Below are 26553 nucleotides of genomic sequence, written 5' to 3' on the forward strand. Positions count from 1 at the left end.
ATTGTCAGTCACGACGTCAAGACGGACAGTCAGTCACCACGTCGACTCCACGCAAGCAGCGAGCGAGCGAGGACGTCGACGGCGATTCCGATCGTTTCCTCGTCGACGTCGAACGTCGACGTGTGGTGGCCGCCCGGGTGATCGGTACCGACGCAGACGTAGGCGGCACTCCCGCCGCGCTCTTGGACCCGCCGCATCAGGTAGGTCGCGTCCTCGCTGCCGCCGAGGTGATCGGAGTCGAGGACCGAGGTGACGCCCGGCGTGTCGCGGGCGACCTCGCCGACGACGGCTCGGAGGTCGTCGTCGCTCTCCGTCGACGGTGCGACGCCGGCGCGCTCGATGTCGACCCCGCAACCGTGCATCTCCGCGGCCGATCGGATGACGCGCCGGGCCCGCTCGTCCATATACTGCATCAGCTCGGTCGTCTCTCCCCGAACTTCGCCCTCGATCCCGACGCGCTCGGGGACGATGTTGGTCGCCGTCCCGCCCTCGATGACGCCCACGTTGACGCGGGTCGCGCCGTCGGCGTGCCGCGAGATGCCGTAGAGGTTACTGACCGCAGTCGCCGCGGCCTGCATCGCGTTCTCGCCGCTTTCGGGTCGTGCGCCGGCGTGGGCGGGCGTGCCGCGGAACGTCGCCTCGAACTGCGAAACGGCGAGGAACCCGTCGATGCCGGCGACGACTTGGCCCGTCGGATGATCCAAGCCGACGTGCACCGCGAGCAGCGCGTCGACGTCGTCGAGATGGCCCGAGTTCGCCATCGGTTCGCCGCCGACGATCCGCTCTTCACCCGGTTGGAAGAACACCTTCAGCGTTCCAGCGAAGTCGCTGTCGAGGACGGCGTCGAGCACGCCGAGGCCGATCGCCGCGTGGGCGTCGTGACCACAGGCGTGCATATAGCCCTCGTTTTCGGAGCGGAATCCCTCCGACGCGGGAACGTGGTCGACGTCGCTCGACTCCTCGATCGGCAAGGCGTCGATGTCGACGCGGAGCGCGACTGTGGGGCCGTCGCCCCGCTCCGCGACGGCGACCGCGCCGGTGTAGCCGCCGTCGAGTCCACGTAAAACGTCCTCTCGCGCACCCGCGTCGCGAGCGCGTTCGACCCACGCGTCCAATTCCGCGTCATCGGGGACGCCGATCCGGTCGTCGTCGAGCACCTCGGGTCCGACGTAGAGCCCGTCGAGGTCGCGCCGTTCCAGTTCCTCGACGATCCGCGCGGTCGTGTAGAACTCACACCACGCCGGCTCGGGGTGTCGGTGGAGCTCCCGCCGGAGTTCGACGAGATCTGACTCGGTCATACGCCATCTGTGTCGGGGGAAAATAAAGCGGCGTCGGAGACGAATCGAGCGCTCGCCGGCGACTACCTCCACCGGACGGGTTCGACCGCCTCCGTCAGACCGGCTCGCTCGCTCCCAGCAGACCGGTTTGTTTATGCGGAACGCTCACAACCGTTCGGCCGATGAGTTCAGGAACCGACGATTCGACGGCGCTTCGGTTTTATGGGGGCCGTGCGGCCAGCGCGATACCCATCGGCTTCTTCATCGTGTGGGCGATCGTCCAGAGCGGACTGTTGGGAATCGGCGACACGAACGGCCTCATCGTGGGGATACTGGTCGGATTAATTGTCGGAATGTTCTTCGTTCGCGGGTCGTGGAAGACCTACGCCGACATCCTCTTCGACGGGATGACGCAGCGGGTCGCCGCGACCGCCATCGTGGCTTGGCTGTGGGCCGGAATGTTCGCAGAAACCATCCAAGTCGGCGGCTTCGTCGACGGCCTCGTGTGGGCCGCCGAGGCCGTCCGGGTCGGAGCCGCGTTGTTCCCGGCGATCACGTTCGTCCTCGCGGCGCTCCTCGCGACGGGGATCGGCACCGGGTACGGGACGGCGATCGCGTTCACCGCGCTCGTCTTCCCCGCCGGCGTCGCGATCGGCGCGAGCCCGGTCCTCCTGTTCGGAGCGATCCTCTCCGGTGCGGTCTTCGGCGACAACCTCGCGCCCGTGAGCGACACGACGATCGTCTCCGCGGTGACGCAGGACGCCGATATCGGGGGCGTCGTCGCCTCGCGGTTCAAGTACGCGATCATCGCCGCGGTGTTCGCCTTCGTGGCGTACCTCATCGCAGGCCAGTCGATGCGGGGGACGGCGGTCGACGCCGCCTCGGCCGGCGGAAGCGGGACGGCACTCGGGCTGATTCACCTCGCCTCCATTGGCATCGTCATCCTGACGGCGGTCCGCGGCCGCCACATCGTCGAGGCGATCTCGTGGGGGATCGTCGTCTCGGTGGCGTTCAATCTCGCGCTCGGGCTCTCTGAGGCGTCTGCGATACTCGCGTTCGAGGCGTCCGAGGGATCGGCGCTGGTGCGGTCGATCGACGCGATCCCGGTTCTCGGCGCGGTCGTCGTCCCCGTCGAGGCCGGAAGCACGGCGGTCTCGGGAAGTCTCTACACCGGCGCGGTCGGGTTCTTCCCGCTGATCGTGCTAGTGCTTCTCATCGTCGCGGCCGCACAGATCATGCAGCGCGGCGGCGGGTTCGAGGCCATTCAGGAGTTCCTGCTCGAACGCGTCGCGACGACCGTTCGCCGCGCGGAGACGACGATGGTGCTCGGCACGGCGCTCGTCAACGCGATGATCACGATCAACACCGCCGCGGAGATCGCCATCGCCCCGTACATCCGGACGCTCGGTCGGCGGTTCAACATCAACGGCTACCGGCGGGCGAACATCCTCGACGCCAACACCTCGGCGCTGGGGTACATCTTCCCGTGGGGCGGCGGCCTGCTCGCGGGCTACACTGCGATGCAACAGCTCCCCCAACAGTACGAGTGGTTCACGCCCGCGATGCTCGTCAACCCGGCGTCGGTGTTCCCGTTCGTCTTCCACGGATGGTTCCTCGTCGCCGTCTTCCTCTTGGCGGCGTGGACCGGCTACGGTCGCGAGTACGTGTCTGACCGCGTGAGCGAGGAGGTGAGTCGCGTATGAGCCGCCTCGAGATGTTCCTCGCCGGACTCCAGTTCCGCTCGTCGAAGCCCAGCTTCGAGGTCGGCGAGGAGGTCCCGGTGTTCGTCACCGACCGCAGCGACTCCGGTCTGCGGGCGCGCGTGGGCGACACCGTGTTGGAACTGTCCGATGTGGACCCGTCACTCCTCGACGCGAAAGTTCGGATCGAGATCGAGTCGTTCGACGAGGAAACCCATCGCGGAACCGCCCGCGTTCTCGAAGTTCTCGAAAACGAGGGCTGACGGAGCCGTCCCGCCGACGATGCACTACGGTTTTCGATAGAACGAATCCGTGCGATCCGCAACGGATCACCGTGCCGAAACGAGACGCTGGTCTGAGCCTACTTTCGCAGGTGACCTGCGGGCTTTTGCTGTTCGACTTCGATCTCGACGTGCAGGCTCTCGGGGAAGTCCATATGCCCGACCTCGCGGGCGGTATGGTCGTTGCCGTGGATTTCGAGCTTTCGGGAGTAGACGGTGTAGTCCCACGCGGAATAGGCGTCGCCGGGCTGAAGCGACTTGTACTGCGGGACGGTGATCCGCTTCGGCGGATCCGCGTGCGGGCCTTTACACTCCGCGCCCTTGCGTTCGAGCATCGATTTGAGTTCTGAAACTTCCGATTCGAGTTCGTAGCGGTTCCCCGATTGGAGGCGTAACTTTGTTACGAAGGTCATAGTGAGGTCTCGCTGGGATAGGAGATACGTCGTCACCGAGCGGTAAAAGTACATCCATCGCGCCAGCAACGGCGAACGGTTCGTCTCGTTTCGAGGTCGCTGGCACCACCGCAATCCGTTCGAGCCAACGTCCGATAGCCTCTTAACGCCTTACCCGGTTTATGCATCTAATGACAGTGGAAGCGGTAAGCGCTGGAGCGATCCTCTTCCGCGACACCCGCGGCGAACGGGAGTATTTACTCCTGAAGAGCCGCCCGGGGGACTGGGAGTTCCCCAAAGGCGGGGTCGAAGGTGAAGAGGAGCTCCAGCAGACGGCGATTCGCGAAGTGAAAGAGGAGGCCGGAATCGAAGAGTTCCGCCTCATCGACGGATTCAGAGAGGAGTACGACTACGTCTTCGAGGCCGGCGGGAAGACCATCCACAAGACGGTCCACCTGTTCATCGCGCGGTCGTTCGAGGCCAGCGCCGAACTCTCGAAGGAGCATCGCGACCTCCAGTGGCGCGACTACGAGCAGGCGCTCAACACGATCACGCAGGACGGCCCGCGCGAGATCTTCGAGCGCGCTCACGACTACCTCGACGACCTCGCCGCGGAGAACGGTGAGGTCGAAGACGGCAAGTACCTCGCGTAAGCTCGGAGCAGACACGCGTGTACCCCGGAGACGCCGAGTTCGGCTTCGAGCTGCTCGTCTGTCGGTGGGCCGAGGAGTCGTGGCCGCCCGAGGGGCCGCGGAGCGACGCCGTGATCGTCGCCAGACAGCTCGGGACCAAGCGGCGTCGCTGGGACACCGTCGTCCTCGAATGCGACCCCGCGGGACTCGCTGCGCGTCGGCAGTTCGGCGAGCGCGAGCTCAATTCGGACCTGCTGCACGTCGTTCGCCACGCGCCCGCCGACTGGGAGTGGTACCGAGAGGCGCTGCCGCACCCCGGCTACCCGTGGCGCTACGTCCGCGAGGCGATCCACCGGGCGGACGCCCGCGACGTCGTGGAGACGCGGCGCAACGGCAATCGGATCGAGATCAGACGGGTCGCGCCGTATCCCGACTGGCTCCGGCGGATCGTCGCCGTCGAGAACAAGCCCGACCTCGACGCGTCGGCCGCGCGGGCGCTCTCCGGACAGTTGGAACACGACGTCGAGACCGCCCTCGCCGACGAGGTGTGGGTCGCGACCGAGGCGACCGGCCGACGCATCGAGCCCGCGCTGCTCGAAGATCTCCCGGTCGACGTCGGCATCGTGGCGCTCTCGTTCGACGAGAGCGTCACGGGTATGCCTCACGACGTCGCACACGACGCCGCGGCCGATACCCGAGGCGACCGTCGGAGCGACGGCGTCGACGCCGCGGACGCACGGGTCGAATTCGAGGGCACCGTCGAGTGGTATCCGAGCGAGGTGACACCGACGGACGCCGAGGCCGACGACGAGCGACGGCGACGACGGCTCGAACTCGCCGAGCGCGCCTACGGCCGCGGCTGGCGCTCCTACCACGAGACGATGCGCCCGGACTGTCGACACTTCGAGCTTCGGCGCTTCGGGGCTGCGTTCGTCCCGAACTGCGCCGTGAAAGGACGATCGCAGACCGCCGCCGAGTGCGCCGGGTCGTGTCCGAAGTTCGAGCCGGAGCCGCCGCTGTGGCGGACCCGCGGCTGGCCGGTCGAGGGCGGCCCCGGAAAAGGGATCAAGCGGTTGCTCCGTCGGCGTCGCGAGTGGATCCGAGACCGAGAGTGCGGGGAGTGACGATCCGAGGGCGGGAGTCCGAGGACCGACGAGAGGCTCCTGACGGGTGTCGGCTACGACTCGGACACTTCGACGTCGATCTCCTCGCGCGGCGCGGTCAGCCGGAACGTCGGGACCGTCCGGTAGATCACCTCGACGGCCCCTTTCCGGCGAAGGCTCTGGAGCGCTTGGCGGACGTCTTCGACGGGCGGGTCGACGTCGAACGCCTCCCGAACTTTGTTGAGCACGCTCACGACGCTCTCGGAGCGCTCGTCGGGACCGGCGACGACCTCGAACACCTGCGCTTCCAGTTGCGGCACTCTGATCACCGACGGCACGCCGCCGTCCTCGTCGTCGCCGCCCTCGACGCCGGGCTCGACGTCGACGAGTTCCGCCGCCTCCGCGGTCGCTCGGATCAGGCTGTTGTCGTCGCGGTAGTAGTAGTCTTTCAGCTCTCCTTCGAGGAACTGGTGCACCTCGCTGCCGGAGTCCAGTCCCCACTGCTCTTGAAGCTCTTTGTTCTTCGTCGGCTGCAGGCGAACGACGTCGGCGAGTCGTTCTTTCGCCTGCTCCGAGAGGGCGTCATCGTCGGTCACACCACCCTGTTCGCACCGCGGTATTAAGACGTTTCAACATCTGGTCCGGAATCCGCCAGCATCCACGACCCACACTGGATCCCGGTCACTTAAGTCTCTGAAGCGTCTTCTGTCGGGGTATAATGGAGTTCTGCGACGAATGCGGTTCGATGATGAAGACCGACGGCGACGTCTGGGTCTGCGGCGCGTGCGGCTACGAGAAGCCCCGAGACGCGGCTGAGGAGGCCGATATGACCTCGACCGCGAAGCGCGAAGACAGCGAGATCGTCGATATGTCCGATGTCGACGACGCCGAGATAGGCCCGACGACGACAGTCATCTGCCCCGAATGCGGCCACGATCGCGCGCGCTACGAGATGAAGCAGATCCGCTCGGCCGACGAATCGGAGACCCGATTTTTCACCTGCGTCGAGTGCGGCCACAAGTGGCGCGAAGACGACCACTGAGGGCGTCGGTCGAATCCTCCTGTGCTGAACTGTGAACTCACTCGTCCAGCCCCGCCAACGTCTCGTGGACGCCCACGACGAGGGCGGGGACGACGATCATAAACAGGTGTTCTTCGATCGGGATCCCGGCGAGTTCGACGCCGGTCCGTAACGGAATCGCGAACACGCCGACCGTCAGCGTGTACCAGTCCCAGACGAACGCGATCGGATACAGCGCGAGCACGGTTCGCGCCGCGCGCCACACCGCGTCGGCTCGCAGGAGCAGCGCGAGGGCGACGGCACCGAATACGACCTCCGTCGCGAGGTACGTGTACGGACCGAGCATACCGATATCGGGGAGCGGAACGCCCATCAGCGGCCGGAACCAGACGGCAACGACGAGAATCGCGAGGAACACGTACGAGCCCCGAACGAGGAGCATCGTCGCCACTGACGGGCCGGCACGCGCCGCGACGGCGGCGACGAGCCCGAACGCGACCGCCGCGAGCGGAGCCGTCGGGGGAAATATTCCGTCCACAGTACATACGAGGACGAGCGTCAACCCGGCGTACAGCAGTGCGTACGCCAGCCGCCGGCCGCGAGAGATTCCGAGGGCGACCGCGACCGTCCGCTTTCCGATGGATCGATCGTACGCGTAGTCGGTCGCGTCGTCGACGATCTTCACGCCCGCGAGGGTGACGAGAAACACGAGACCGAACGCGAGCGCCTCGGCGGCGAGCGCTCCGGTCTGGGCGTGCTGTCCGCCAACGACCGCGAGCGCGATACCGAACGGATACCCCAGCGTCGTGGTGACGGGATTGGTGTCTGACTGGGGGGCGTGGAAGAACCCGAGCGCCCACATCGGGGCCGTGAGAAGGGCCGTCGCGGGACCGCTAACGAACGCGAGCGCAGCTGTCACGGCGGCGAAACAGAGCGTCGAACCGGCGAGCGCCCACCGACAGCCCGCTTCCGTCAGCGGATGATCGTCGTCCTCGCCGCGGCGGTGGAAGTCGACGTAGCCGTCTTTCAGGTGCGCGGTGTAGACAGCGAAGAAGGTCGCGGCGACGTGAAGTCCGAGCGGACCGGGGGCGAACCGCTCCGCGAGGATCGCGCCGAACAGGCTCGCGGCGACTGGCGGGAGCATAAAGACCGGGTGGACCTGCGACGCCAGCGCTGCGGCTGCGGCCCGGGAACCTGTGCCGTGGCGCGAGAATGCCATACAAATAACACGAACTCGGGTCGCAAAAGGGTTAGTCAGCGATCGGGTGTCGGAAACGCGCCCGTGCGGCAGTCTGCCTGTGCGGTGGTCTCTCGCCGGGGTCGATCGCGGCCGACAGTATAAGTCGAACGCCGCCCATCCAAGCACCGTGCCCCCCGACGTCCCGCCGCCGACGCTCGACGTCCCGGACGGGTGGCGACTCGTTTCGGAGGAACTCACCACGCCGTTCGACGTCCGCGTCGTGACCGTCATCGCGAACACGCGGATCTACGAGGACGTCGGCCTCCGCGAGCGACTCGACGACGTGACCGACAGCGACGCGACGTGGCGCTTCGTCTTCGCGAGTCGGCTCCGAATCCGCCCCGCGAAGCCGCCCTCCGGTGCGCTCTCGCGGTTGGTCACCGACCGTGCCAATTCGCGGTTCGTCGACGTCCTCGGAGAACGGGGCTTCGAGTCGATCGAACGCGCCGACGCGCACCGACTCGACCTCGGCGCTGGCCAGACTGCCGCCGGTGACGCCGTGAGCGGAGACGCCAGCGAGGGCAGTTCGAGGACGGCGGCGACGCGCTACCGCGCCCGCGTTCGCCTCGACGATCGATCGATTCCCGTCGAGGCGTACTTCGCGGCGTGGCCCGCCGGCGACGGCGAGTTCCTCCTCGGCGGCGGCGCGTATCCCCTCTCGCTGCCGGAGTCGACGTCGTTCGACCCGGAAGACGCCCGCGAGGAGCTCTTTTCGATGCTGCGCTCGATTCGGTAGGCGAAGAAACGCGTGGAACCGAAGAAAGGGCGCGCTCAGCGGCCGTTGCGCGCGAACGTCAGATAGCCCGTGTGGCCGACGCCCGCAGTCGATGGGCGGGAGCCGCGCGCGCCGAAGTCCATCTCCCGCTGGATCGTCTCGTACGTTTCGACGTCGACGAGTCCCGCCTCGCGTGCGGACTCGACGGCCTCGCGGCTGTTCTCGACGAACGGTGAGTACACGGCGGCGTGGCCGCCGTCGGCGAGGAGATCCGGCGCGCGTTCGACGATGTCGGGCGCGTCGCCGGTGTCGAGCGTGAGCGCGTCGAACGGGCCGTCCTCGACCGCGGCGTCGAGCTCGGTCGAGAGGTCGCCCGTCCTAACCTCGACGCGGTCGTCGACGCCCGCCAGTCGCATATTCTCGCGGGCGACGTCGGCGAAGTCGGGATCGATCTCGTAGCTGACGACGTCTGCGTGCATCCGGCCGAGGTACGCCGCGAGGACGCCCGTCCCGGTGCCGGCGTCGAGGACGCGGTCGCCAGCGGCGATGCCGGTGTGGCCGACGACCAGCCCGACGTCTCTGGGCATCATCGGCGCGCCGGTTCGCTCGAAGTGGTTGAAGAGGTCGGGACCGCGGAGCCGGCGGACGACGAACGCCTCGCCGAGATGCGTCTCCAAGACGTCGCCGGGTTCGACGTCTTCGGGGACGTCGAGGACGCCGAGGTCCGTCTGGAGCTCGTCGCCCGGCGCGCGCAGGTACTCGCGGTCGTCGTGAACGAGCAGGTAGCTCACTCGAGGTCGGCGATGGCGGCCGCGAGGTCGCCGTCGTTCGTTTCGAGCGCTTCCCGGGCCGTATCGGTGTCGACGCCGGCGCGCTCGGCGACGAGTTGGACGTCCTCGTCGGGAATCGCGTCACCGCTGCTTCCGGCCTCATCTGTGTCGGCGTCGTCGCTATCACCTTCGACTGCACCTGCGGCCGCGTTTGCGCTCTTCTCGCGGCTCTCGGGGTCGCCGACGACCTGATAGGTCTGCTGGCCCTGCGCGTCCATCCGGGTGACCTGCGCGTCCGAGAAGACGAGCTCTTCGTCGGCCGTCGTGATGACGACCTCCTCGACGTCGAGTTCGGTGACGTCGATGCCCATCTGTTCCATCATCTGCTTCATCTTCCGTGGGTTCATACCGCCTCCTCCGAACATAGTTGGCCGAAGGGAGGATGTCCGATAGCAAAAGCGTGGCGAACCACGGCGTTCGCGGCGGGCTCACGTCCGAGGAGATTGTCGAGTGCGAGCGCACGATGGCGACTCACACGGGATCGCTCAGCGCGTCACTCGCGCTCCGCCTCGGGACGCCGCTGCAGCCCGGTCGCTTCCTCGATCGAGAGTTCGTACCCGACGATCGACAGCTGTCGCCGACCGACCGAGGAGAGATCCGGTGACCACGCGTTGTCGTCCATCAGTTCTCCCACCGCTCCCCACTCCTCGGTCGACAGCTCGCGGAGCGTCCCGAACGCGAGCACGCTCCGCCAGTCGGTCTGGGACTCGATATCGTACACGGTCAGGCACGCGCGTTCGGTCGCCTCGCTGAACGCTTTTTTCCGGCTGTCGGAGCCGAACTGCCAGTAGGAGAACACGGCGCGACCGGTCTCGTAGCCGAACGAGATTGGGACCGCGTACGCGCGGTTGCCTTCGGCCAACGAGAGCACGCCGGTTCCCTGCTCGGACAGATAGGCGTCGATCTCCGTGTCGGTCATCCGTCCGCCGCGAACCCGATCGGGGTCGACTCGGTCCGTCATAACCACCCGTTCGTCGGCGTCCGTAATGGTGTTGTCCCTCGCGGCTCGTCCGACTCCGAGCGGTGGTGTGGCAGTCGTGGCGGTGGGGCGGTCTGGCAGTCGTGGTAGTCGTAACGTGGACATTGTAGCGGACGCGGCAATCGCGACGGCGGGTCGGTGGGTCGATGACACAGTTTCAATAGTCGCCGGACCCGACGTTTGCTATGTTCGATTCCGACGACCTCGCGGCGATCAGAGCGGGAAAGCGCGAGTGGGAGGAGTCGACGCTCGCCTCGACGCTGGACCGCTTCGGCGAGCGACGGGAGCGGTTCACCACGGACACCGGCGGTCAAACGGTCGAGCGGCTCTACACCCCCGACGACGTCGCCGGTCTCGACTACGGCGAGGATCTCGGGTTCCCGGGCGAGGATCCCTACACGCGCGGTGTCTACCCGACGATGCACCGCGGGCGGCTCTGGACGATGCGACAGTACGCGGGGATGGGGACCGCCCGCGAGACCAACGAGCGCTTTCGCTACCTCATCGAGCAGGGCTCCTCGGGGCTGTCGATGGCGTTCGACCTCCCGACGCAGAAGGGATACGACTCCGACGCCGCGATGGCGGCCGGTGAGGTCGGCAAGGCGGGCGTCGCCATCGACTCCCTCCGCGATATGGAGGTCGTCTTCGACGGGATCCCCCTCGACGAGGTGTCGACGTCGATGACGATCAACGCGCCCGCGGCGGTGCTTCTCGCGATGTACGTCGCGATCGGCGACCAGCAGGGCGTCTCCAGAGAGGAGCTCCGTGGAACGATCCAGAACGACATCCTCAAGGAGTACATCGCCCGCAACCTCTACATCTACCCGCCGGAGCCGTCGATGCGACTCATCACCGACCTCTTCGAGTTTTGCGCATCCGAGGTCCCGAATTTCAACACCATCTCGATCTCGGGGTATCACATCCGGGAAGCCGGATCGACGGCGGCCCAAGAGGTCGCGTTCACGCTCGCCGACGGCATCGAGTACGTCGAGGCCGCGATCGACGCGGGGCTCGACGTCGACGACTTCGCCCCGAAGCTGTCGTTTTTCTTCAACGCGCACAACAACGTCCTCGAGGAGGTCGCGAAGTTCCGCGCCGCCCGACGGATGTGGGCCCAGATTATGGAAGAGCGGTTCGGGGCCGAAGACGAGAAGTCCAAACAGCTGAAGTTCCACGCCCAGACCGGCGGCTCGACGCTCACCGCTCAGCAGATCGAGAACAACGTCGTCCGCGTCGCCTATCAGGCGCTGGCGGCCGTTCTCGGCGGGGCCCAAAGCCTCCACACCAACGGCAAGGACGAGGCGCTGTCGCTGCCGACGGAGAAATCAGTGCGGACGGCGCTGCGGACCCAGCAGATCCTCGCGCACGAGTCGGGCGTCGCGGACACGATCGACCCGCTCGGCGGCAGCTACTACGTGGAGTCGCTCACCGACGACATCGAGGCGGAGGCGTTCGAGCTCATCGGGGAGATCGACGAGCGCGGCGGGATGCTCTCGGCCGTCGAGTCCGGGTGGGTCAAGCGGCAGATTCAGGACGTCGCCTTCGAGCGCCAGCGCGAGATCGAAAGCGGCGAGCGCATCGTCGTCGGCGTCAACGAGTACGAGGTCGACGACGACGCCGGCGTCGACATCCAAGCGGTCGACGCGGCCGACGAGAGCCGGCAGAAAGAGCGCCTCAGAGCGGTGAAAGACGAACGCGACGACGACGAAGTCGAGGCCGCGCTTTCGGCGCTTCGGGAGGCGGCAGCGGGTGACGCGAACCTCGTGCCGCCGATCGTCGACGCCGTGAAGGCGTACGCGACGGTCGGCGAGATCTCCGACGTGTTGCGTGAGACGTTCGGCGAGTACCGTCCCAGCGTGTAGCTCACCGGCGCAACTGTCCATACCGCTTATCCCGCTCTCGCGTGAGTTCCACCTATGACGATGGCGTTCGACCACCTCGGGATCGCGACGACCGACGGCGCGAGCCTCGCGGCGACGTTCGAGGCGCTGTTCGACGCGCCGGTGGTCCACGAGGAGACGTTCGACGGGATGGCCGTCCGGTTTCTCCAACTCGACGGCGGCTATTTCGAGCTGCTGGAACCGGAAGACGGCGGGACGATCGCGCGGTTTCTGGATCGCAATGGCCCCGGGATTCACCACGTCGCGCTCCGGACAGAAGCGCTCGACGCCGCCTTGGAGCGCGCCCGCGACGTCGGCGTCGACCTCGTCGACGAGGAGCCACGACCGGGCGCGTGGGGTCACGAGGTCGCCTTCCTGCACCCCCGATCGACCGGCGGCGTTCTCGTCGAGTACGTCCAGCACGATGGGTGAGCCACTCGGTGGGATTCACGCGGAGCCGCGTCGGCCGCAGGACCCCCTGCGACAACAGTACAGTTTAACCCTTCGGCGACGCCCTCGTATGTAGGATGCGCGATTGGCTCGCTCACCGCGCGAAGATAGAGCCGCACGTTCCGGCGCTCGTCGTCGCCGAATCCGGCGACGCCTACTCGTTCGGCAACCTCGACACGCTCGTCGACGATCTCGCCGGACGCCTCGCGGCCGCCGGCGTCGACCCGGAGATGCATCTCGGCGCGGTGCTGGATGCCCGACTCGAATACGTCTGCCTGATCCACGCGGCGATGCGCCTCGGCGTGACGCTCGTGCCGATGGGCGACGGGCTGACCGCTCGGGAACTCGCGGCCCAGATCGAGACCGCGGACGTCGACGCCGTCGTCTGCGAGGCCGAAAGCGAGCAGACGGTCGTCGATGCGGTCGACGCCATCGCCGCCGATCGGGCCCCTGCAGCCGACAACACGACCGATACCGACGACACGACCGCGGCCAACGACACGACTGCCGCTACCGACGACACGACTGCCGCTACTGCCGACGCAGACGATAACTCGCCTGACGGACCCGATCTGCTGCTCACCGTCGACGACTCGGAAACCGACGCCACGAAACCGCTCTCTGACGTCGTCGCCGAGCCCGTCACGCCCGCGGAGTGGTCGCTAGAGACCCGTCAACTGCTTCTGTTCACTTCGGGGACGACCGGCGACCCGAAAGCCGTGCCGTTGACGACCGGAAACCTCCTCGCCAGCGCCGTCGCCTCCGCGTTCCGGCTCGGGTTCGATCCCGAGGACCGCTGGCTCGTGACGCTCTCGCTGCACCACATGGGCGGTATCGCGCCGATTCTGCGGATGCCGCTGTACGGAATGACGGTGCTCTTCCGCGAAACGTTCGACGCGGGGGCGGTCGCAGACGACCTCGACAGATACGACGCGACGGCGATTTCGCTCGTGCCGACGATGCTCCGACGGATGCTGGAGCGCCGCGGGACGCTCTCGGACTCGCTCCGAGTCGTGTTACTCGGTGGGGCACCCGCCCCGGCCGGTCTCATAGAGCGCTGTCGGGACTACTCGATCCCCGTGCACCCGACGTACGGAATGACCGAGACCGCCTCACAGATCGCCACCGCGCGACCGAGAGAAGCCTTCGATGCGCCGGACAGCGTCGGTCGACCGCTATTTATGACAGAGGTGACCGTCGTCGACGAGGAGGGCCAGCCACTGCAGACAGGAGAGTCGGGGGAACTCGTCGTCGCCGGGCCGACCGTGACGCGCGGGTACTACGGCGATGACGAGGCGACCACCGATGCGTTCGGGCGGTTCGGACTCCACACCGGCGACGTCGGCGTCTTCGATGACGAGGGGATACTGCGGATCCTGAACCGCATCGACGACCGCATCGTCACCGGTGGCGAGAACGTCGAGCCCGGCGAGGTGGTCGATGTCCTGCTCGATCACCCCGACGTTCGGGAGGCGGCCGTCGTCGGCGTTCCGGACGCCCAGTGGGGCGAGCGTGTCTCCGCGGTGGTAGTCCCCCGGCGCGATTCGGCGGCCGACTCCCAAGACGCGGCGGACGCCACCGAGGCCGCAGATCCCGCGGACGCCGCGGTCGACCGCGCCGAACTGATCGACTTCGCGCGGGAACGGCTGGCGGGGTTCAAACTCCCGAAAACGATTGCCGTCACCGATGCGCTTCCCCGAACCGTCTCGGGCACCGTCGACCGCGAGGCCGTCCGCGGACTGGTCTCGGAGCCGACCGCCGATAGCGACGAATAAAATAGAGAACTTGTTTTCAGTTTTTCAAAGTTCCGAGGGTTATTTGCTCGTTGGACGAGAGGGCCTCGTATGGATCTTCTCGACGAATCGGTGGTTCCGGAGCACGCTCGCGAGGTAAAACGCGAGGCGCGCGAGTTCGCCGACGAGCACATCCGCCCGAACGCGGAGGCGTACTTCCAGTCGGCGGAGTACCCCTGGGACGTCCTCGAAGCGGGGATGGACGCGGGACTCGTCGCCCAAGACATCGGCGAGGAGTACGGCGGCGAGGGGTACGACCTCGAACAGATCCTCGCGATCAACGAGGAGTTTTACGCCGCCGACGCGGGAATCGCGCTGACGTTGATGCTCGCCTCCTTCGGCTGTGAAATCGTCGAAACATACGGCACGGAGGAGCAGAAAGACGAGTACCTCCGCCCCGTCGCGGCCAACGATCAGATCTCCGGGCTCGCGGTGTCGGAACCGCAGACCGGGTCGGATATGGCCGGGATGACGACGACGGCCGAGCGGACCGACGACGGCTGGGTGTTGAACGGCGAGAAGTACTGGGTAGGTAATGCGGTAGAGGCCGACTGGCTGACCGTCTACGCGAAGACCGGCGAGGGCGAGGACCGCTACTCGAACTACTCGATGTTCATCGTCGAGACCGATGCGCCGGGCTACGAGGCCGAGCACATTCCCGAGAAGATCGGGATGCGCGCCTCCAAACAGGGTCACATCGTCTTCGACGACTGCGAGGTCCCCGAGGAGAACCTCATCGGGTCCGAGGGCGGCGGATTCTACGTGCTCGCGGACTTTTTCAATCACGGCCGCGTCGTCGTCGGCGGTCACGGCATCGGCCTCGCCGCGCACGCCATCGAGGAGACGTGGACGTTCGTTCACGACCGCGAGGCCTTCGGCCGCAACATCGCAGAGTTCCAGTCGACCCAGCACATCCTCGCGGATATGCGGATGGAGTTCGAGGCCGCGCGCGCGCTCAACTGGCGCGCAGCCCACAAGGTCGAGACGAACGAAGACGCCGGCTTCTGGGCCGCCGCGACGAAGACCAAATCGACCGAGACGGCGATGCACTGCGCCGAGCGTGGGATGCAATTACACGGTGGCCGCTCCGTGCTCGAAGAGTATCCCATCTCCCGCGTCTACCGAGACGTCCGGATTCCGGTCATCTACGAGGGTGCCAACGAGATCCAGCGCAACCTCATCTACCGACAGGGTAGCATCTGACGAAAACTCCCGGTTCCGCTATTTTCCGGCGGAGCGTCCCAATTCTTTGCCGATCTTGACAGACTCCGACGTCGACGGAAACCTAACTGTGTAGGGTTCGTGGTGAATACCGTCGCTGTCCTTCCTTCAGATACCGAAGCACGATGTCTAAGAGTCAATCGACACTCACCGAACTGACCGAGCACTGCGAGGGGTGCGGTTCCCGGACGCCTCACGAGGTCTCCATCGAGCTCAAGACCGAGAGCAAAAAGCGGACGAACCGGGAGTTCTCCCGGGAGCCCTACCGGGTCACGCAGTGTCGCGTCTGCGGCGACAAACGGTCTCAGCGGATGAACGACGCCTGAGTTCCCAATAGCGTCGTTCGACTACCCACAACTCGGCCCCGCTCTCGTTACTCGTCGTCGACGCGGTCCCCAGCGTCGGGACGCCTCGACGATTCCGCCCTCCTCGACTCGGTTCTCGCCGACTCGGTTCCGGACGGTTCAGTTCCCGACGATTCCGACACGAACGCCTCGATGAGTTTCCGCTCGCCCGAACGCAGGTGCTCGTGGAAGGTCGGTGCCGCGATGCCGAGGGAGTCGGCCACTTCCTCGGCCGTGCTCCCCCGCGGCCACTCGAAGTAGCCCGAGGCGAGCGCCGCTTCGATCACCTCTTGTTGGCGGGCGGTGAGCTTCTCTTCTAACTGGCGGCGAAAGGACGCCGTCGACTGTACCGCGTCTTCGACTTCCCGCTTTGCGACCACCGAAACGTCCGGATACGACGACTGAACCGCGTCGGTGAGCGCTCTGAGGTCCGCCTTCGGCGGCACGTGGACGACCATCGTTCCGACGCCGTTGTCGGCGGTGAGCGACTCGATCGTCGCGCCCAGTTCGACGAGGGTGACGACGACGGACGCGCCGGTCAACCGGAACTCGAACAGCGTCTCCTCGTCCTCCTCGGCGACGGTGCGTGCGTTCACGAGCACGTCGAGGGGTGCCACCGCCGAGAGCACCGCCGACGGGTCGACCGTTTCGATCGCGACGTAACAGGAGACGACGCCCTCGTCGGTGAGCGTCGTCCCGTCGAGGCGGACCGCCGTCTCGAATTCCAGCGAGAGGTCGACGAGCAGGTCGCGCGTGTCGTCGTGATCGAACTCCAGTTCGATCGCCGCGTCGCCCTGCAGTAACTGCTTGGACTCCGCGGCGTTGATGCCGTGGCCGACGCGCTCGGCGATCTCTTCGAGCATCGACTCCTCCTCGTCGGTCACGTCGCCGCGGACGTAGACCACCAACACGCCGTAGACGGTGTCTCGGTAGCGGATCGGCGCGGCGACGAGGGTCCTGTCGCCGTCGGGGGGCTCCGGCGCTTCCAACACGCTCGCGGCGTGCGCTGGGGAGACCGCTGCGGTCCGGACCGCCCGGGTCTCGATAGCGCCTCGAACCACGTCTGCCGGCGGCGTCCAGTGCTCTCGGTTCACGTCGACCCCTTCGAGCGGCGACTCGACCGAGTCGGCGCTCGCCTCGCACGCGACGGTGTCGACGACGGTGTTGTACCGGGCGATCCATACTCCGTCGTACGGGGAACCGCCGAACGAGTTACACACCGTCCGGACGATGTCCTCGCGGGTCGTCGCGTCGACCAGCGATCGGTCGATCTCGCGGAGGAATCCGTTTATCTGCCTGATTCTGGACAGCTGTCGCTCGCGGGTTCTGATCTCCGATTCGCGCTCGTCTCTGAGTTCGCGAACGCGCGCTGTCAACTCGTCGAGCGCGTCGGGATCACCGAGCTCGCCGCTGTCGCGGTCGTCGAGCACCGCTTCCGTCGACGCGAGCGCGAAGTACTCCCGCACGCGGTCGTCGAACTCCGAGCGGACCAGTAGCTCCTCGATGGTGTCTCTGACGCTCGCTTGGTCGACCGGTTTGACGAGGTACTCGTCGAACGGCATCTCGACGATGTCGGTGTCGGGTTCGACCGCGGTCATCATCGCGACGCGACAGTCGAGTCCCCGCGCGTCGATCTCGGCGAGGACCTCGTCGCCGGATCGATCCGGCATCCGTCTATCGAGGAGGACGATGTCGACCCCCTCGTCGATCAGATCGAGCGCCGCGTCGCCGCCGTAGGCCACGCGCACCTCGTAGTCTTCGCGCAGCCAATACTCACAGGTGTCGGCCAAGTCTCTGTCGTCGTCGACGACGAGGACGACGGGCGCGTCGGCCGACGCTGTCGGCTCCCCTGCGGGATCGTCTGGCGCTCCGTCGGCAGACATTCGTGCTACAGAGAGGGAGCGATTCCATCGACAAATAGTTGCCCCTCGTGGCGGTACGCTGGGGTTCGTCGTCCCGACCCTAACGACGTAGGGCACCGTGTTAGGGCCGCTGCCCCCATCCGTGTAATTAGCTATGATCGATCGAACCGTCGCCGAGGTGGAGACCCGTGCCTGAGTGCCAAAATTGCGGCTCGTTCGTCTCTCGTGATTACGTTCGCGTGTTCGCCCCCGAGAACGTCGAGAACGCGCGTGTCTGTCCCCACTGCGAGGATATGATTCGCGAGGGCGCGGCCGTCCGCGACGCCCGATCGCGACGCGTTTCGTCGCTGTAGCCACTCGTCACACGCGGCATCGACGCTCGGCGTCGACTTCCCCGTTCCGGGCGTCCTTCCTCCTCTTCTTCCCCTTCTAGGCCCCCAGCAACGAACGAGACTTTCCCAACAGCGTACGCGGTTCTTCCAACAGCCAACGCGCGACGAATTGAACCCGCGCGGGACTCCCGTCCGACCGCCAACCTACAAGGCGGTGCCGCTGGATCGGTGGGTATGCGACTGGAGGATTACTGGGGTGTCGGCCCGAAGACGAGCGAGAAACTCCGGGAAGCCCTCGGCGTCGAACGCGCGATCGAGGCCATCGAGAGCGCCGACATCAGGGCTCTCGCGGACGCCGGAATCCCCCGCGGACGGGCCGTTCGGATTCTCCGGCGGGCGAACGGTGCGGCGGGGATCGACACGCTCGGGACCCGAGACACCCGCGACGTGTACGACGAGTTACTCACGCTGGCGAGCGAGCACGCCCTCACGGCGCACGCCGCAGACCGTATTCGCGTGCTGACCCCGCTCTCTGACGCCGGTGAACGATCGGACCGACTCGACCGCGTTGACGCCGCCCGCGACGCGTGGACGGAACTCACCGAGGAGGAGCGTGAGGCGGTTCGGTCGGCCTTCGAGTCGTACGACGACGCCGGCGGAACCGATCGCGCGGCGGTCGAGACGGCGCTGTCGCTCCGCGCGGTCGGCCTGCGCGGCGGGACGTTCGACGCGCTCGACGACCTCGACGACGAGTCGTTAGAACGGGCTGCGAGCGCGCTGGGGACCGTCGGCGAGGACGGGACCGTCGCGCCCGGTGCCGACGAGGAGTTGGACCGGTTGCGCGAGCGCCGCGACGCCGTCGCCGAGATGGAGTCGAGCGCGCTCGACGTCCTCGAATCCGTCCGAGAGCGCGGCGTCCGCAGTTTCGAGGAGTTCCGCGCGGCATTCGTCGAGTACGTCGCGAGCGAGACTGACGTCCGCCGCGGGCGCGTCGAAGCCGCCGTGGCCGACGACGCCCGCGACGAGGCGGACTTCGTGTCGACCTCGCTGCGGTCGCTCCTCTCGGAGTTCGACGCCGAGGTCGAAGAACGCGAGGCCGCCGTCGCCGACGAGCTCAGAGACTCGATCGAATCCGCTCGCGAGGACGTCTCCGTCGCCGTCGATGCGGTCTCGGAGATCGCCTTCGAGCTCTCCTTGGGGAGATTTGCGACCGCGCACGACCTCCGACGGCCGCGGCTCGTCGAGGACGGCCTCGCGGTGTCGCGAGCGCGAAACCTCACGCTGTCTGGTGACGTCCAACCGGTGACCTATGCGGTCGGGACGCACGACGTCGACGGCGATCCGAGCCCGCCGTCAGGTGACCGCGTCGCGGTGCTCACCGGGGCGAACTCCGGCGGGAAGACGACGCTCCTCGAGACCCTCGCACAGGTCGTCGTCCTCGCGTCGATGGGGCTGCCCGTCCCCGCCGAGCGCGCTGACGTCGGCCAGTTCGACACGGTGGTCTTTCACCGCCGACACGCGAGCTTCAACGCCGGCGTGCTGGAGTCGACGCTGAAATCGATCGTGCCGCCGCTCTCGACGGGCGACAGAACGCTGATGCTCGTCGACGAGTTCGAGGCGATCACCGAACCCGGGCGGGCGGCGGACCTGCTGAACGGGCTCGTCGACCTGACGGTCGATCGCGACGCTCTCGGCGTGTACGTGACCCATCTCGCCGACGACCTCAGTCCGCTCCCCGCGGAGGCGCGCATCGACGGCATCTTCGCCGAGGGTCTGACGGAAGACCTGTCGCTACAGGTCGACTACCAGCCGCGGTTCGGCACCGTCGGCAAGTCGACGCCGGAGTTCATCGTCTCTCGACTCGTCGCGAACGCCCGCGACCGCGCGGAGCGACGCGGCTTCGAGGCGCTGGCGTTCGCCGTGGGCGAGGAGGCGGTACAGCGAACGCTCTCGGACGCGCAGTGGTTCGAGAAGTGAGCGAGGCTCGGAGACGGTTGTCACTACCCATGGGTGTTGGCGGACAGTCGGCACCCGCGTCGGATCACGGCGACGCACCCGTCTCAGCGTCGCCGTCCTCGTTCGTTCCCGCGTCGCCGTGCCGAGCAACCGCGAAGCGGCGCGGGGCGTCTCTCAGCGCACGCGACTTCTGGTCCCGGTATCGTATATAAACGCTCGGCAGAGCGGGCTGCCCGCCGGGCCAACGCTTTTGCGAGCGCCGGGCCAAGATCTCTCCAATGGTCAGACTCCCGTGGCGTGGGCGCGGCGCTGAGACGAACGACGACGGGAGTCACTCCACCGAGGGAGGCGACGGCGACGAAGAGAGCGCGAATGAACGCGCGGAGCCGGACGAGCGCCATTCGGACGCCCGACTGGTCTGCGAGTTTCAAGACGGCACGCTGTGCGTCTACGACGACCGCGTCGTCATCGAACGCGTGGCTCGCTCGCGGTTCGCCGACAAGACGATTCCCGCCGCCGAGATCAGCGGCGTCGACCTCTCGAAGGGGATCACGATCGGATACATACAGATCGAACAGGTGGGCGTCGCTGTCGACGAAGGCGGGCTACTCAGCGATCCGGTGAACGAGAACACGCTGCACTTCGGGCGCGGGGGACGGGACTGTGCAGCGGACGCGCGAACGGAGATCCTGTCGATCGCGCGCGGGTGAGTGATCGATCAGAGGAGACGTCCATCGATCGGAGGAGATCGACTCACATCTCCGCGCTCTGTTCGTCGATCGCGTCGGCGGCGATCGACCGGCCTCGCGCGTTCAACTCGACCTCGTGGCGGATGCGGACCTCGTCTAAGACGTCGTGGTCGATGAGGCGGACGAACAGCTCTTCGACCTGCTCGACGTCGATGCCGAGAAACGCGGGGATGTCGAACGGCGAGACGCCGGAGTACAGCGCCATCAACACCTGTTTGTCCTGCGTAGAGAGGTCTAACGACGTTTCGGTCTGCTCTTCGCCGATCCGAAGCAGCGATCCTAGGATCACCACGTGTCGCTCGGGTCCCGACACGTACGTCTGCACGCTCGTCGAGTCGTCGGAGTGTTCGACCTCGATGACCTTCCGCTGCTCTTCTCTGACCGTCCGGTGTCCGATCTCGATGTCGCCGATGTCGTCCAGCGGGATCTCGACGAACCGACCCGTGACGGTCGCGATGCTGACCACCTCCGCGTTCTCCTCCACTTTGAGCCGCGCGCCGACCCACTCGGTGTTCTGGACGACGCCGCCCTCGACCGCCGGGTGACGGACGAGAAACTGCGTCGAGGAGAGCAAGGTATCGTAGATCTTCATCTTGAACTCCTCGAACTCCGCGGGCGCGACGAGGACCACGTCCTCACCGTCGTCGAACTGGAGAGCGATGTAGTCCGAAACCGTCGCGACGCGCTGGTTCACGTCGAATCGACCGCCGACTTGGTCGACGTCGCTCAGTAAAAAGGTGCGCTTGCCGCCGGTTCCGGCCAAGACGATCCGTCGATTCGAGAGCAGAATCCGGCCGTTCGTCCACGCCGCGTCGTTGCGCTCGCGACCGTTTCTGAGCGCCTGCAAGAAGCGACCGCGCGTGTCTTCGACCTTCGTCTCATCGGGTTCCACGTCTGCTCACCTCCGCAGTGCTGACGGCTGTTTCGCTCCCGTGTCGCGGTAGATTCTGAGCCGCTTTTCGACCGCCTCGAAGCGGTCGCGGCAGGACGACGGCACGGTCTCGGTCATCCCGATCGTCAGGTATCCACCGGATCTGACGGCGGAGCCGAGCGTCTCGAAGATTGCCTCCTTGGCCTCCTTGTTGATGTAAATAAACAGGTTCCGGCAGATGACGAGATCGAACGTGTCCGGCGGTTCCTCCTGCACCAGATCGTGGCGTCGGAACGAGACGAGGTCCCGCACCTCGTCGGTGACGCGGTACGTGTCGCCGTCGCGGTCGACGTACCGATCGCTGTGCGTCAGCGGTTCGAGCTGCTCTTCGAGATCGTTCGTCTCCGAGGCGTGATACTCGCCGCGGCGGGCCGCACGGAGAATCTCCGGTTTGATGTCCGTTCCGAGGATTTCGACGCGCCTGTGATCGATCCGATCGTCGTCGAGAGCGAGCATCGCCGCCGAGTACGCCTCGCGACCGTCCGAACAGGCGGCACTCCATATTCGGATCCGATCGCGACCGGAACCGGAGTCGCTGAGATCGGCCAGCAGTTCCCTGAGACCGTCCCAGACCTCGGGGTTGCGGAAGAAGCTCGTGACGTTGACGCTGAGCGCGTTCAAGAGCGCCTCCTGTTCGTCTTCGTCGTCCCGCAGGAGCACCAAGTAGGCGTCGTACTCGTCGACGTGCCGACGTCGCATCCGCGCGGAGACCCGCCTGTCCAAGTACGACCGGTTGTACGAACTGGTTGCAAACGACAGCGAGGACTCGATGTACTCGAGTAGCTCCTCGAACGTCTCGGTGTCCGCGTCGCCGGTCTCCTCACCGAGGCCCATCAGTCGGCGGCCCCCTCGGCTTCGACGTTTTCGTCTTCCGGCGGGATCCACTGTCTCCGAGCCTGCTTTCCGCGTTCGGGGATGGAGAGAGAGTTGATATCGAGGATCGGCACGACGTTCCCGTCGCCGACGACGGCGGTTCCCGACAGCCCCTCGGTCCCCTTGAGCGGCCCCTGAAGCGGTGTGACGACGACTTCTTCCTGTCTGGCGACGCCGTCGCACCGGAGCGCCACCTGTCGATCCGCGGGGCGGACGCGGACGATCATTCCGCCGTCTTTCGATTCCGATTCGAGCGACAGCGCCTCGCGCAGGCGGATGAGCGGGAAGATGTGGTCTTCGTGGACGACGACCTCCGCGCCGTCGACGCGCTGGATCCGCTGCTGGCGGGAGATCTCGTCGATGTACTTGATCGGCACGCCGAACTCCCGGTCGTCGATCCGGACGAAGAGCACCTTGATGATCGCGACCGTCACGGGGAGTCGAATCGAGATCGACGTGCCCTCTCCGAGCGTGCTGTCGACGTTCACGGAACCGTCGAGCGATTCGACGGTGGTCTTGACGACGTCCATTCCGACGCCGCGACCGCTGACGTCGGTGATTTCGTCGTTGGTCGAAAAGCCCGGATGGAAGACGAAGTCGTACACCTCCTCGTCCGGGAGTTCGGCCAACTCCTCGCGCGAGCGGATGCCGTTCTCGGCCGCTTTCTCCCTGATCGCGTCGGCGTCGATGCCGCCGCCGTCGTCCTCGACGGTGATGACGACGGTGTCGTGTTCGCGCTCGGCGCGCAACTCGATCGACCCCGTTCGGGACTTCCCCGCCGCGACCCGTTCGTCCGGCGATTCGATCCCGTGATCGACCGCGTTTCGGAGCACGTGCATCAGCGGATCGGAGATCTCATCGAGGATCGTCCGGTCGAGTTCGATGTCCTGTCCCTCGACGGAGAAGCGGACTTTCTTGTCCTCCTCTCGCGCGAGGTCGCGAACGAGCCGCGGGAACTTATCGAAGACCTTCTTCAGCGGGATCAGCCGCATGTCCATCACCGTGTCTTGGAGATTCGAGGAGATCTTGTCCAACTCGTCGATGGTGTCTTTCCCGGCGGTTTCGTCCGTGTCCATCGCCTGCCGGAGCTTGATCCGGCTGGTGACGAGCTGCTCGACGAGGCTGTGGAGCTCGTCGAGCTGGTCGACGTCGACCCGGACCGACTTCACTTCCGAGATCGAGGGCGTCCCCTCGTCGCCCTCGTCTCGCCCTCCCGCTTCGGCGTCCGATCCCTCAGTTTCGCCCTCCGCTGTGTCCACTGAATTGCTTTCTCGGACGTCCTCGGGATCGCTTTCCGCTGTGCCTTCGGTGTCGTCGGCTCCGTTTCCGTGTTCGCCTGCAACGGCTTCGTCCGACTCGTTAGCGCCGACAGCGGACTCGTCGGTGCGTACGTCCGCGACGGCTTCGCCTTCCGCGTCGTCGACACCGGAACCTGCTGCCGCGCCGTCATCCGCGTCGCCCGTCGACGTGTACGCCTCGACGACGGCGTCGACGGCCGCGGCGGCGGATACTTCGTCGACCTCTTCGCCGGCCGCGGCATCTCCGTGGCCCTCGTCACCGCCATCGTCCACGGCGTCCCCGTGGCCCTCAACACCGCCACCGTCCCCGTGGCTCTCGATGGCCCCCGTACCCGCCGCGCCCGTGACGTCGTTGGCCTCGTCGAGGAACGCCCCGACGTCGGTCAGCGCGACCGAGTTCACCTTCCAGATGTCTTCGAGCGTCGATTCGAGCTCCGCGCGGGAGGCGTCGGCGACGAAGATGACGAAGTCACCCTCGAAGTCGCCCTCGGCGATGCAGTTCAGGTTCGGCTCCGCGCCGACGACCGCGAGATCGTCGGGGAGGCCGCTGACGAACAGCCCGCCGTCGACCCCCTTCATATCCCCCGCGTCGAGTTCGATGCGGGCGTGATAGAGGTGGCTCGCGTTCGCGAGTGCGGGATCGTCGGCGTCGAGGACGTCAGTCGCCCGATCCAGCGCCTCGTGGTTGCTCGGCTCCGCCGACGTGGAGGCCGAACCCGTCGACGTGGAAGTCGAGTCGTCGCTGGCGGACGCGTCCGTCTCGGCCGACTCGGCCGAGCCGCCTCGTTCCGCTTCGACCGACCCCGTTGCGGTTTCAGGTTCTGCGGCCGCGCGAAGCGACTCGACGAGATCGCTCGGGTCGCGACGGGACTCGCCGTGGGATTCGATCTCGCGGAGGATGTCCAGAATCTCGTCCATCCCGTCGAAGACCAGATCCATCCGCTCGGTCGTGACCTCGATCTCGTCGTTCCGGACCGCATCGAGTAGGTCTTCGACGGCGTGCGCGACGGTCGCGGCGTTGTCGAACCCCATCGCGCCGAAGTTCCCCTTCAGGGTGTGTGCCTGTCGGAAGATGTCGTCGATCGCCTCCGCGTCCTCGGGGTTCGCCTCCAGATCCAGAAGGGAGTTGTTCAACTGGGTGATGCTCTCTTCGGACTCGGTGATGAATTCCTGGTATAGTTCGTCGTCCATACTCACTCCTCCTCCGCGAAGAACTCCAGCGCGCTCGGTGCGACGTCTCCGGCGGCCGCGACGACGTCGACGCAGCCGGTCTCGATGGCTCGTCGCGGCATTCCGAAGATCGCCGAGGTCGTCTCGTCCTGTGCGACGGTGTACCCACCGCTGCGAGCGATCCGGCGCATTCCGTCGACGCCGTCGCGGCCCATCCCGGTGAGGAGGACGCCGCACAGCGGGCCGTCGACTGTCTCGACGGTCGACGCCATCGTCAGATCGATGGCGGGACGGACGCCGTGGATCTGCTCGGTCTCGGTCAGTTCGAGCTTGAGCCGCCCGTTCCTGTCACTCGTGGTGAGGAGGTGCTTGCCGCCCGGAGCGACGCGCGCCTCGCCGGCCTCGATCTGTTCACCGGATGCCGCCTCCCGGACGGCGTACGCCGACCGCTCGTCGAGTCTGGCCGCGAACCGCTCCGTGAACCCCTCGGGCATGTGCTGGACGACGAGAACGCGGAGGTTCGCCGCTCTCGGCAGCTCGGAAACGACGCGTTCGACGACGTTCGGCCCGCCGGTCGACGCGCCGACGACGAGCGTCCCGACGTCCGGATAGCACCGTTTCGAGTCGCGAGTGGAGGTCGGAGTCGGCTCTCGATCGGCCGCCGAAGCCGTTGTGGCTTCACGCGCGGTCGTCGATCCGTTCGTCGGAGGGGACCGCTCTGCGTCTCTCGTCGATCGCGCACCGGTCGATGACCGCGCCCCGGCGGACGACGCGCCGCCGGGTTCGGCGGTTCCGACCGATCCAGCGCGTGCGTCGGCCGACGCGGACGATCGATGGGGCGCGGCGGCGCGAGCGTCCGCAGAGAGGTCGACGCGGGCGGCGGATTCGACCTTCTCGACGAGTTCCTGCTTCACGCGGGGCATCGACGAGGTGACCTCGCCGCCGGGCTTGGTGACGAAGTCGACCGCGCCGCGGTCCAGCGCCTCGAAGGTCACGTCGGCGTCTTCCTCGGTGTGAGCCGACAGCATCAGAACGGGCGTCGGATGTTCGCGCATAATCGCGTCGACCGCTTCGAGGCCGTTCATCGACGGCATCTCGATGTCCATCGTGACGACGTCCGGGTCGCGTTCGCAGACCGCTTCGACCGCCTCGGACCCGTTTTTCGCCTCGCCGATGACGTCGACGCCGCCGTCTTCGAGGAGGTTCCGAATCAGCGTCCGCATAAACCGTGAGTCGTCGACGACGACCGCCCGCGTGGATCCGTCGCTCTCCCCGGACCCAGAGGCCGCGCTCATCGCCCGTCGCCCCCGTCTTGGTCGCCGCGGTCCGCGTCCTCGGCGACGCATTCGCACCCACGCATCTCTATCCGACCATCCAGTCTAGGGGACTTAAGCGCTCGCCGGCGAAAATCAGCCGTGATAATAGCGTGAGTACATTTATTGTCGATCTGTCCGGCTGAACAGACAACACCGGCGGCCGCGGGAGGTCGCCGGCGACACCACTATGGCGCAGAATCAAACCGTG

General features: G+C 66.6%; 26 protein-coding genes. 14 read left to right on the forward strand and 12 right to left on the reverse strand.

Translation table 11 applies throughout. The annotated features are described in order from the left end of the window. Positions 1-29 precede the first annotated feature (29 nt). Positions 30-1298 (reverse strand): amidohydrolase, encoded by a 1269-nt coding sequence (locus tag U5919_RS04310; RefSeq protein ID WP_336022386.1) that lies wholly within the window; start codon positions 1296-1298, stop codon positions 30-32. 161 nt (positions 1299-1459) lie between these two features. On the opposite strand from U5919_RS04310, the gene U5919_RS04315 reads away from it, so the two are divergent. After that, a complete protein-coding gene (locus U5919_RS04315; RefSeq protein ID WP_336022387.1) occupies positions 1460-2980 on the forward strand; it encodes a Na+/H+ antiporter NhaC family protein in 1521 nt (506 codons plus the stop codon). Then, positions 2977-3240 (forward strand): DUF7513 family protein, encoded by a 264-nt coding sequence (locus tag U5919_RS04320; protein WP_336022389.1) that lies wholly within the window; start codon positions 2977-2979, stop codon positions 3238-3240. The genes U5919_RS04315 and U5919_RS04320 overlap by 4 nt, the downstream gene beginning before the upstream one ends. A gap of 98 nt (positions 3241-3338) precedes the next feature. Here the strand turns inward: U5919_RS04320 and U5919_RS04325 are convergent, their stop codons facing one another. Beyond that, on the reverse strand, positions 3339-3671 hold the full coding sequence (locus U5919_RS04325; RefSeq protein ID WP_336022391.1) for a 30S ribosomal protein S10: 333 nt from the start codon (positions 3669-3671) through the stop codon (positions 3339-3341). Positions 3672-3841: 170 nt separating this feature from the next. Between U5919_RS04325 and U5919_RS04330 the strand changes: the two genes are divergently transcribed. Together U5919_RS04330 and U5919_RS04335 are read left to right on the forward strand one after the other, a co-directional pair. Beyond that, positions 3842-4303 (forward strand): bis(5'-nucleosyl)-tetraphosphatase, encoded by a 462-nt coding sequence (locus tag U5919_RS04330; RefSeq protein WP_336022392.1) that lies wholly within the window; start codon positions 3842-3844, stop codon positions 4301-4303. Between the two features lie 17 nt (positions 4304-4320). Next, entirely contained in the window at positions 4321-5406 is a 1086-nt protein-coding gene (locus U5919_RS04335) for a DUF5787 family protein (RefSeq protein ID WP_336022394.1), read from the forward strand. 53 nt (positions 5407-5459) lie between these two features. Here U5919_RS04335 and U5919_RS04340 read toward each other — a convergent pair whose 3' ends face one another. Next, complete coding sequence (locus U5919_RS04340; RefSeq protein ID WP_336022395.1) at positions 5460-5981, reverse strand: DUF5797 family protein; 522 nt, start codon at positions 5979-5981, stop codon at positions 5460-5462. A 122-nt stretch (positions 5982-6103) separates the two neighbouring features. Here U5919_RS04340 and U5919_RS04345 point away from each other — a divergent pair, with 122 nt between their 5' ends. Continuing rightward, a complete protein-coding gene (locus tag U5919_RS04345; protein ID WP_336022397.1) occupies positions 6104-6427 on the forward strand; it encodes a transcription factor S in 324 nt (107 codons plus the stop codon). 37 nt (positions 6428-6464) lie between these two features. Here the strand turns inward: U5919_RS04345 and U5919_RS04350 are convergent, their stop codons facing one another. After that, on the reverse strand, positions 6465-7625 hold the full coding sequence (locus U5919_RS04350; protein ID WP_336022399.1) for a lycopene cyclase domain-containing protein: 1161 nt from the start codon (positions 7623-7625) through the stop codon (positions 6465-6467). Between the two features lie 148 nt (positions 7626-7773). Between U5919_RS04350 and U5919_RS04355 the strand changes: the two genes are divergently transcribed. After that, on the forward strand, positions 7774-8382 hold the full coding sequence (locus U5919_RS04355) for a DUF6517 family protein (protein WP_336022401.1): 609 nt from the start codon (positions 7774-7776) through the stop codon (positions 8380-8382). Positions 8383-8417: 35 nt separating this feature from the next. Here the strand turns inward: U5919_RS04355 and U5919_RS04360 are convergent, their stop codons facing one another. The 3 genes from U5919_RS04360 to U5919_RS04370 form a co-directional block, all read right to left on the reverse strand. Further along, positions 8418-9152, reverse strand: coding sequence for a methyltransferase domain-containing protein (locus U5919_RS04360; RefSeq protein WP_336022402.1), 735 nt, complete (start codon positions 9150-9152; stop codon positions 8418-8420). Beyond that, positions 9149-9556, reverse strand: coding sequence for a nascent polypeptide-associated complex protein (locus U5919_RS04365; protein ID WP_336022403.1), 408 nt, complete (start codon positions 9554-9556; stop codon positions 9149-9151). Before U5919_RS04365 ends, U5919_RS04360 begins: the two co-directional genes overlap by 4 nt. Positions 9557-9684: 128 nt before the next feature. After that, positions 9685-10152: a pyridoxamine 5'-phosphate oxidase family protein gene (locus U5919_RS04370; protein WP_336022404.1), complete on the reverse strand. Its 468-nt coding sequence runs from the start codon at positions 10150-10152 to the stop codon at positions 9685-9687. Between the two features lie 203 nt (positions 10153-10355). Between U5919_RS04370 and U5919_RS04375 the strand changes: the two genes are divergently transcribed. The 5 genes from U5919_RS04375 (at position 10356) to U5919_RS04395 (ending at position 15840) form a co-directional block, all read left to right on the forward strand. Next, the gene (locus U5919_RS04375) at positions 10356-12032 is read left to right on the forward strand and encodes an acyl-CoA mutase large subunit family protein (protein ID WP_336022405.1); all 1677 of its coding nucleotides are present in this window, start codon (positions 10356-10358) and stop codon (positions 12030-12032) included. 60 nt (positions 12033-12092) lie between these two features. After that, a complete protein-coding gene (mce, locus tag U5919_RS04380) occupies positions 12093-12482 on the forward strand; it encodes a methylmalonyl-CoA epimerase (protein ID WP_336023862.1) in 390 nt (129 codons plus the stop codon). 95 nt (positions 12483-12577) lie between these two features. Next, positions 12578-14275 (forward strand): o-succinylbenzoate--CoA ligase, encoded by a 1698-nt coding sequence (gene menE, locus U5919_RS04385; protein ID WP_336022406.1) that lies wholly within the window; start codon positions 12578-12580, stop codon positions 14273-14275. A 69-nt stretch (positions 14276-14344) separates the two neighbouring features. Beyond that, complete coding sequence (locus U5919_RS04390; RefSeq protein ID WP_336022407.1) at positions 14345-15496, forward strand: acyl-CoA dehydrogenase family protein; 1152 nt, start codon at positions 14345-14347, stop codon at positions 15494-15496. 143 nt (positions 15497-15639) lie between these two features. Further along, entirely contained in the window at positions 15640-15840 is a 201-nt protein-coding gene (locus U5919_RS04395) for a DUF7835 family putative zinc beta-ribbon protein (RefSeq protein ID WP_336022409.1), read from the forward strand. A gap of 47 nt (positions 15841-15887) precedes the next feature. Here the strand turns inward: U5919_RS04395 and U5919_RS04400 are convergent, their stop codons facing one another. Next, positions 15888-17741 carry a bacterio-opsin activator domain-containing protein gene (locus tag U5919_RS04400; RefSeq protein WP_336022411.1) on the reverse strand — a complete coding sequence of 618 codons (1854 nt, stop codon included), beginning with the start codon at positions 17739-17741 and terminating at the stop codon, positions 15888-15890. A 167-nt stretch (positions 17742-17908) separates the two neighbouring features. Here U5919_RS04400 and U5919_RS04405 point away from each other — a divergent pair, with 167 nt between their 5' ends. The 3 genes from U5919_RS04405 (at position 17909) to U5919_RS04415 (ending at position 20718) form a co-directional block, all read left to right on the forward strand. Then, positions 17909-18073 (forward strand): DUF7563 family protein, encoded by a 165-nt coding sequence (locus U5919_RS04405; RefSeq protein ID WP_336022412.1) that lies wholly within the window; start codon positions 17909-17911, stop codon positions 18071-18073. A gap of 213 nt (positions 18074-18286) precedes the next feature. Next, complete coding sequence (locus U5919_RS04410; protein ID WP_336022413.1) at positions 18287-20029, forward strand: DNA mismatch repair protein; 1743 nt, start codon at positions 18287-18289, stop codon at positions 20027-20029. 257 nt (positions 20030-20286) lie between these two features. Further along, positions 20287-20718 (forward strand): hypothetical protein, encoded by a 432-nt coding sequence (locus U5919_RS04415; RefSeq protein WP_336022414.1) that lies wholly within the window; start codon positions 20287-20289, stop codon positions 20716-20718. Between the two features lie 43 nt (positions 20719-20761). Here U5919_RS04415 and U5919_RS04420 read toward each other — a convergent pair whose 3' ends face one another. The 4 genes from U5919_RS04420 to cheB are packed head-to-tail and all read right to left on the reverse strand — an operon-like array spanning position 20762 to position 26324. Next, entirely contained in the window at positions 20762-21649 is an 888-nt protein-coding gene (locus U5919_RS04420; protein ID WP_336022415.1) for a CheF family chemotaxis protein, read from the reverse strand. 6 nt (positions 21650-21655) lie between these two features. Next, on the reverse strand, positions 21656-22522 hold the full coding sequence (locus U5919_RS04425; RefSeq protein ID WP_336022416.1) for a CheR family methyltransferase: 867 nt from the start codon (positions 22520-22522) through the stop codon (positions 21656-21658). Next, positions 22522-25050: a chemotaxis protein CheW gene (locus tag U5919_RS04430; RefSeq protein WP_336022417.1), complete on the reverse strand. Its 2529-nt coding sequence runs from the start codon at positions 25048-25050 to the stop codon at positions 22522-22524. The genes U5919_RS04425 and U5919_RS04430 overlap by 1 nt, the downstream gene beginning before the upstream one ends. A gap of 2 nt (positions 25051-25052) precedes the next feature. Then, positions 25053-26324 carry a chemotaxis-specific protein-glutamate methyltransferase CheB gene (gene cheB / locus U5919_RS04435; RefSeq protein WP_336022418.1) on the reverse strand — a complete coding sequence of 424 codons (1272 nt, stop codon included), beginning with the start codon at positions 26322-26324 and terminating at the stop codon, positions 25053-25055. Positions 26325-26553 lie beyond the last annotated feature (229 nt).

Source organism: Halobellus sp. LT62, from assembly GCF_037031285.1.
GTDB classification, from domain to species: Archaea; Halobacteriota; Halobacteria; order Halobacteriales; family Haloferacaceae; genus Haloquadratum; species Haloquadratum salinisoli.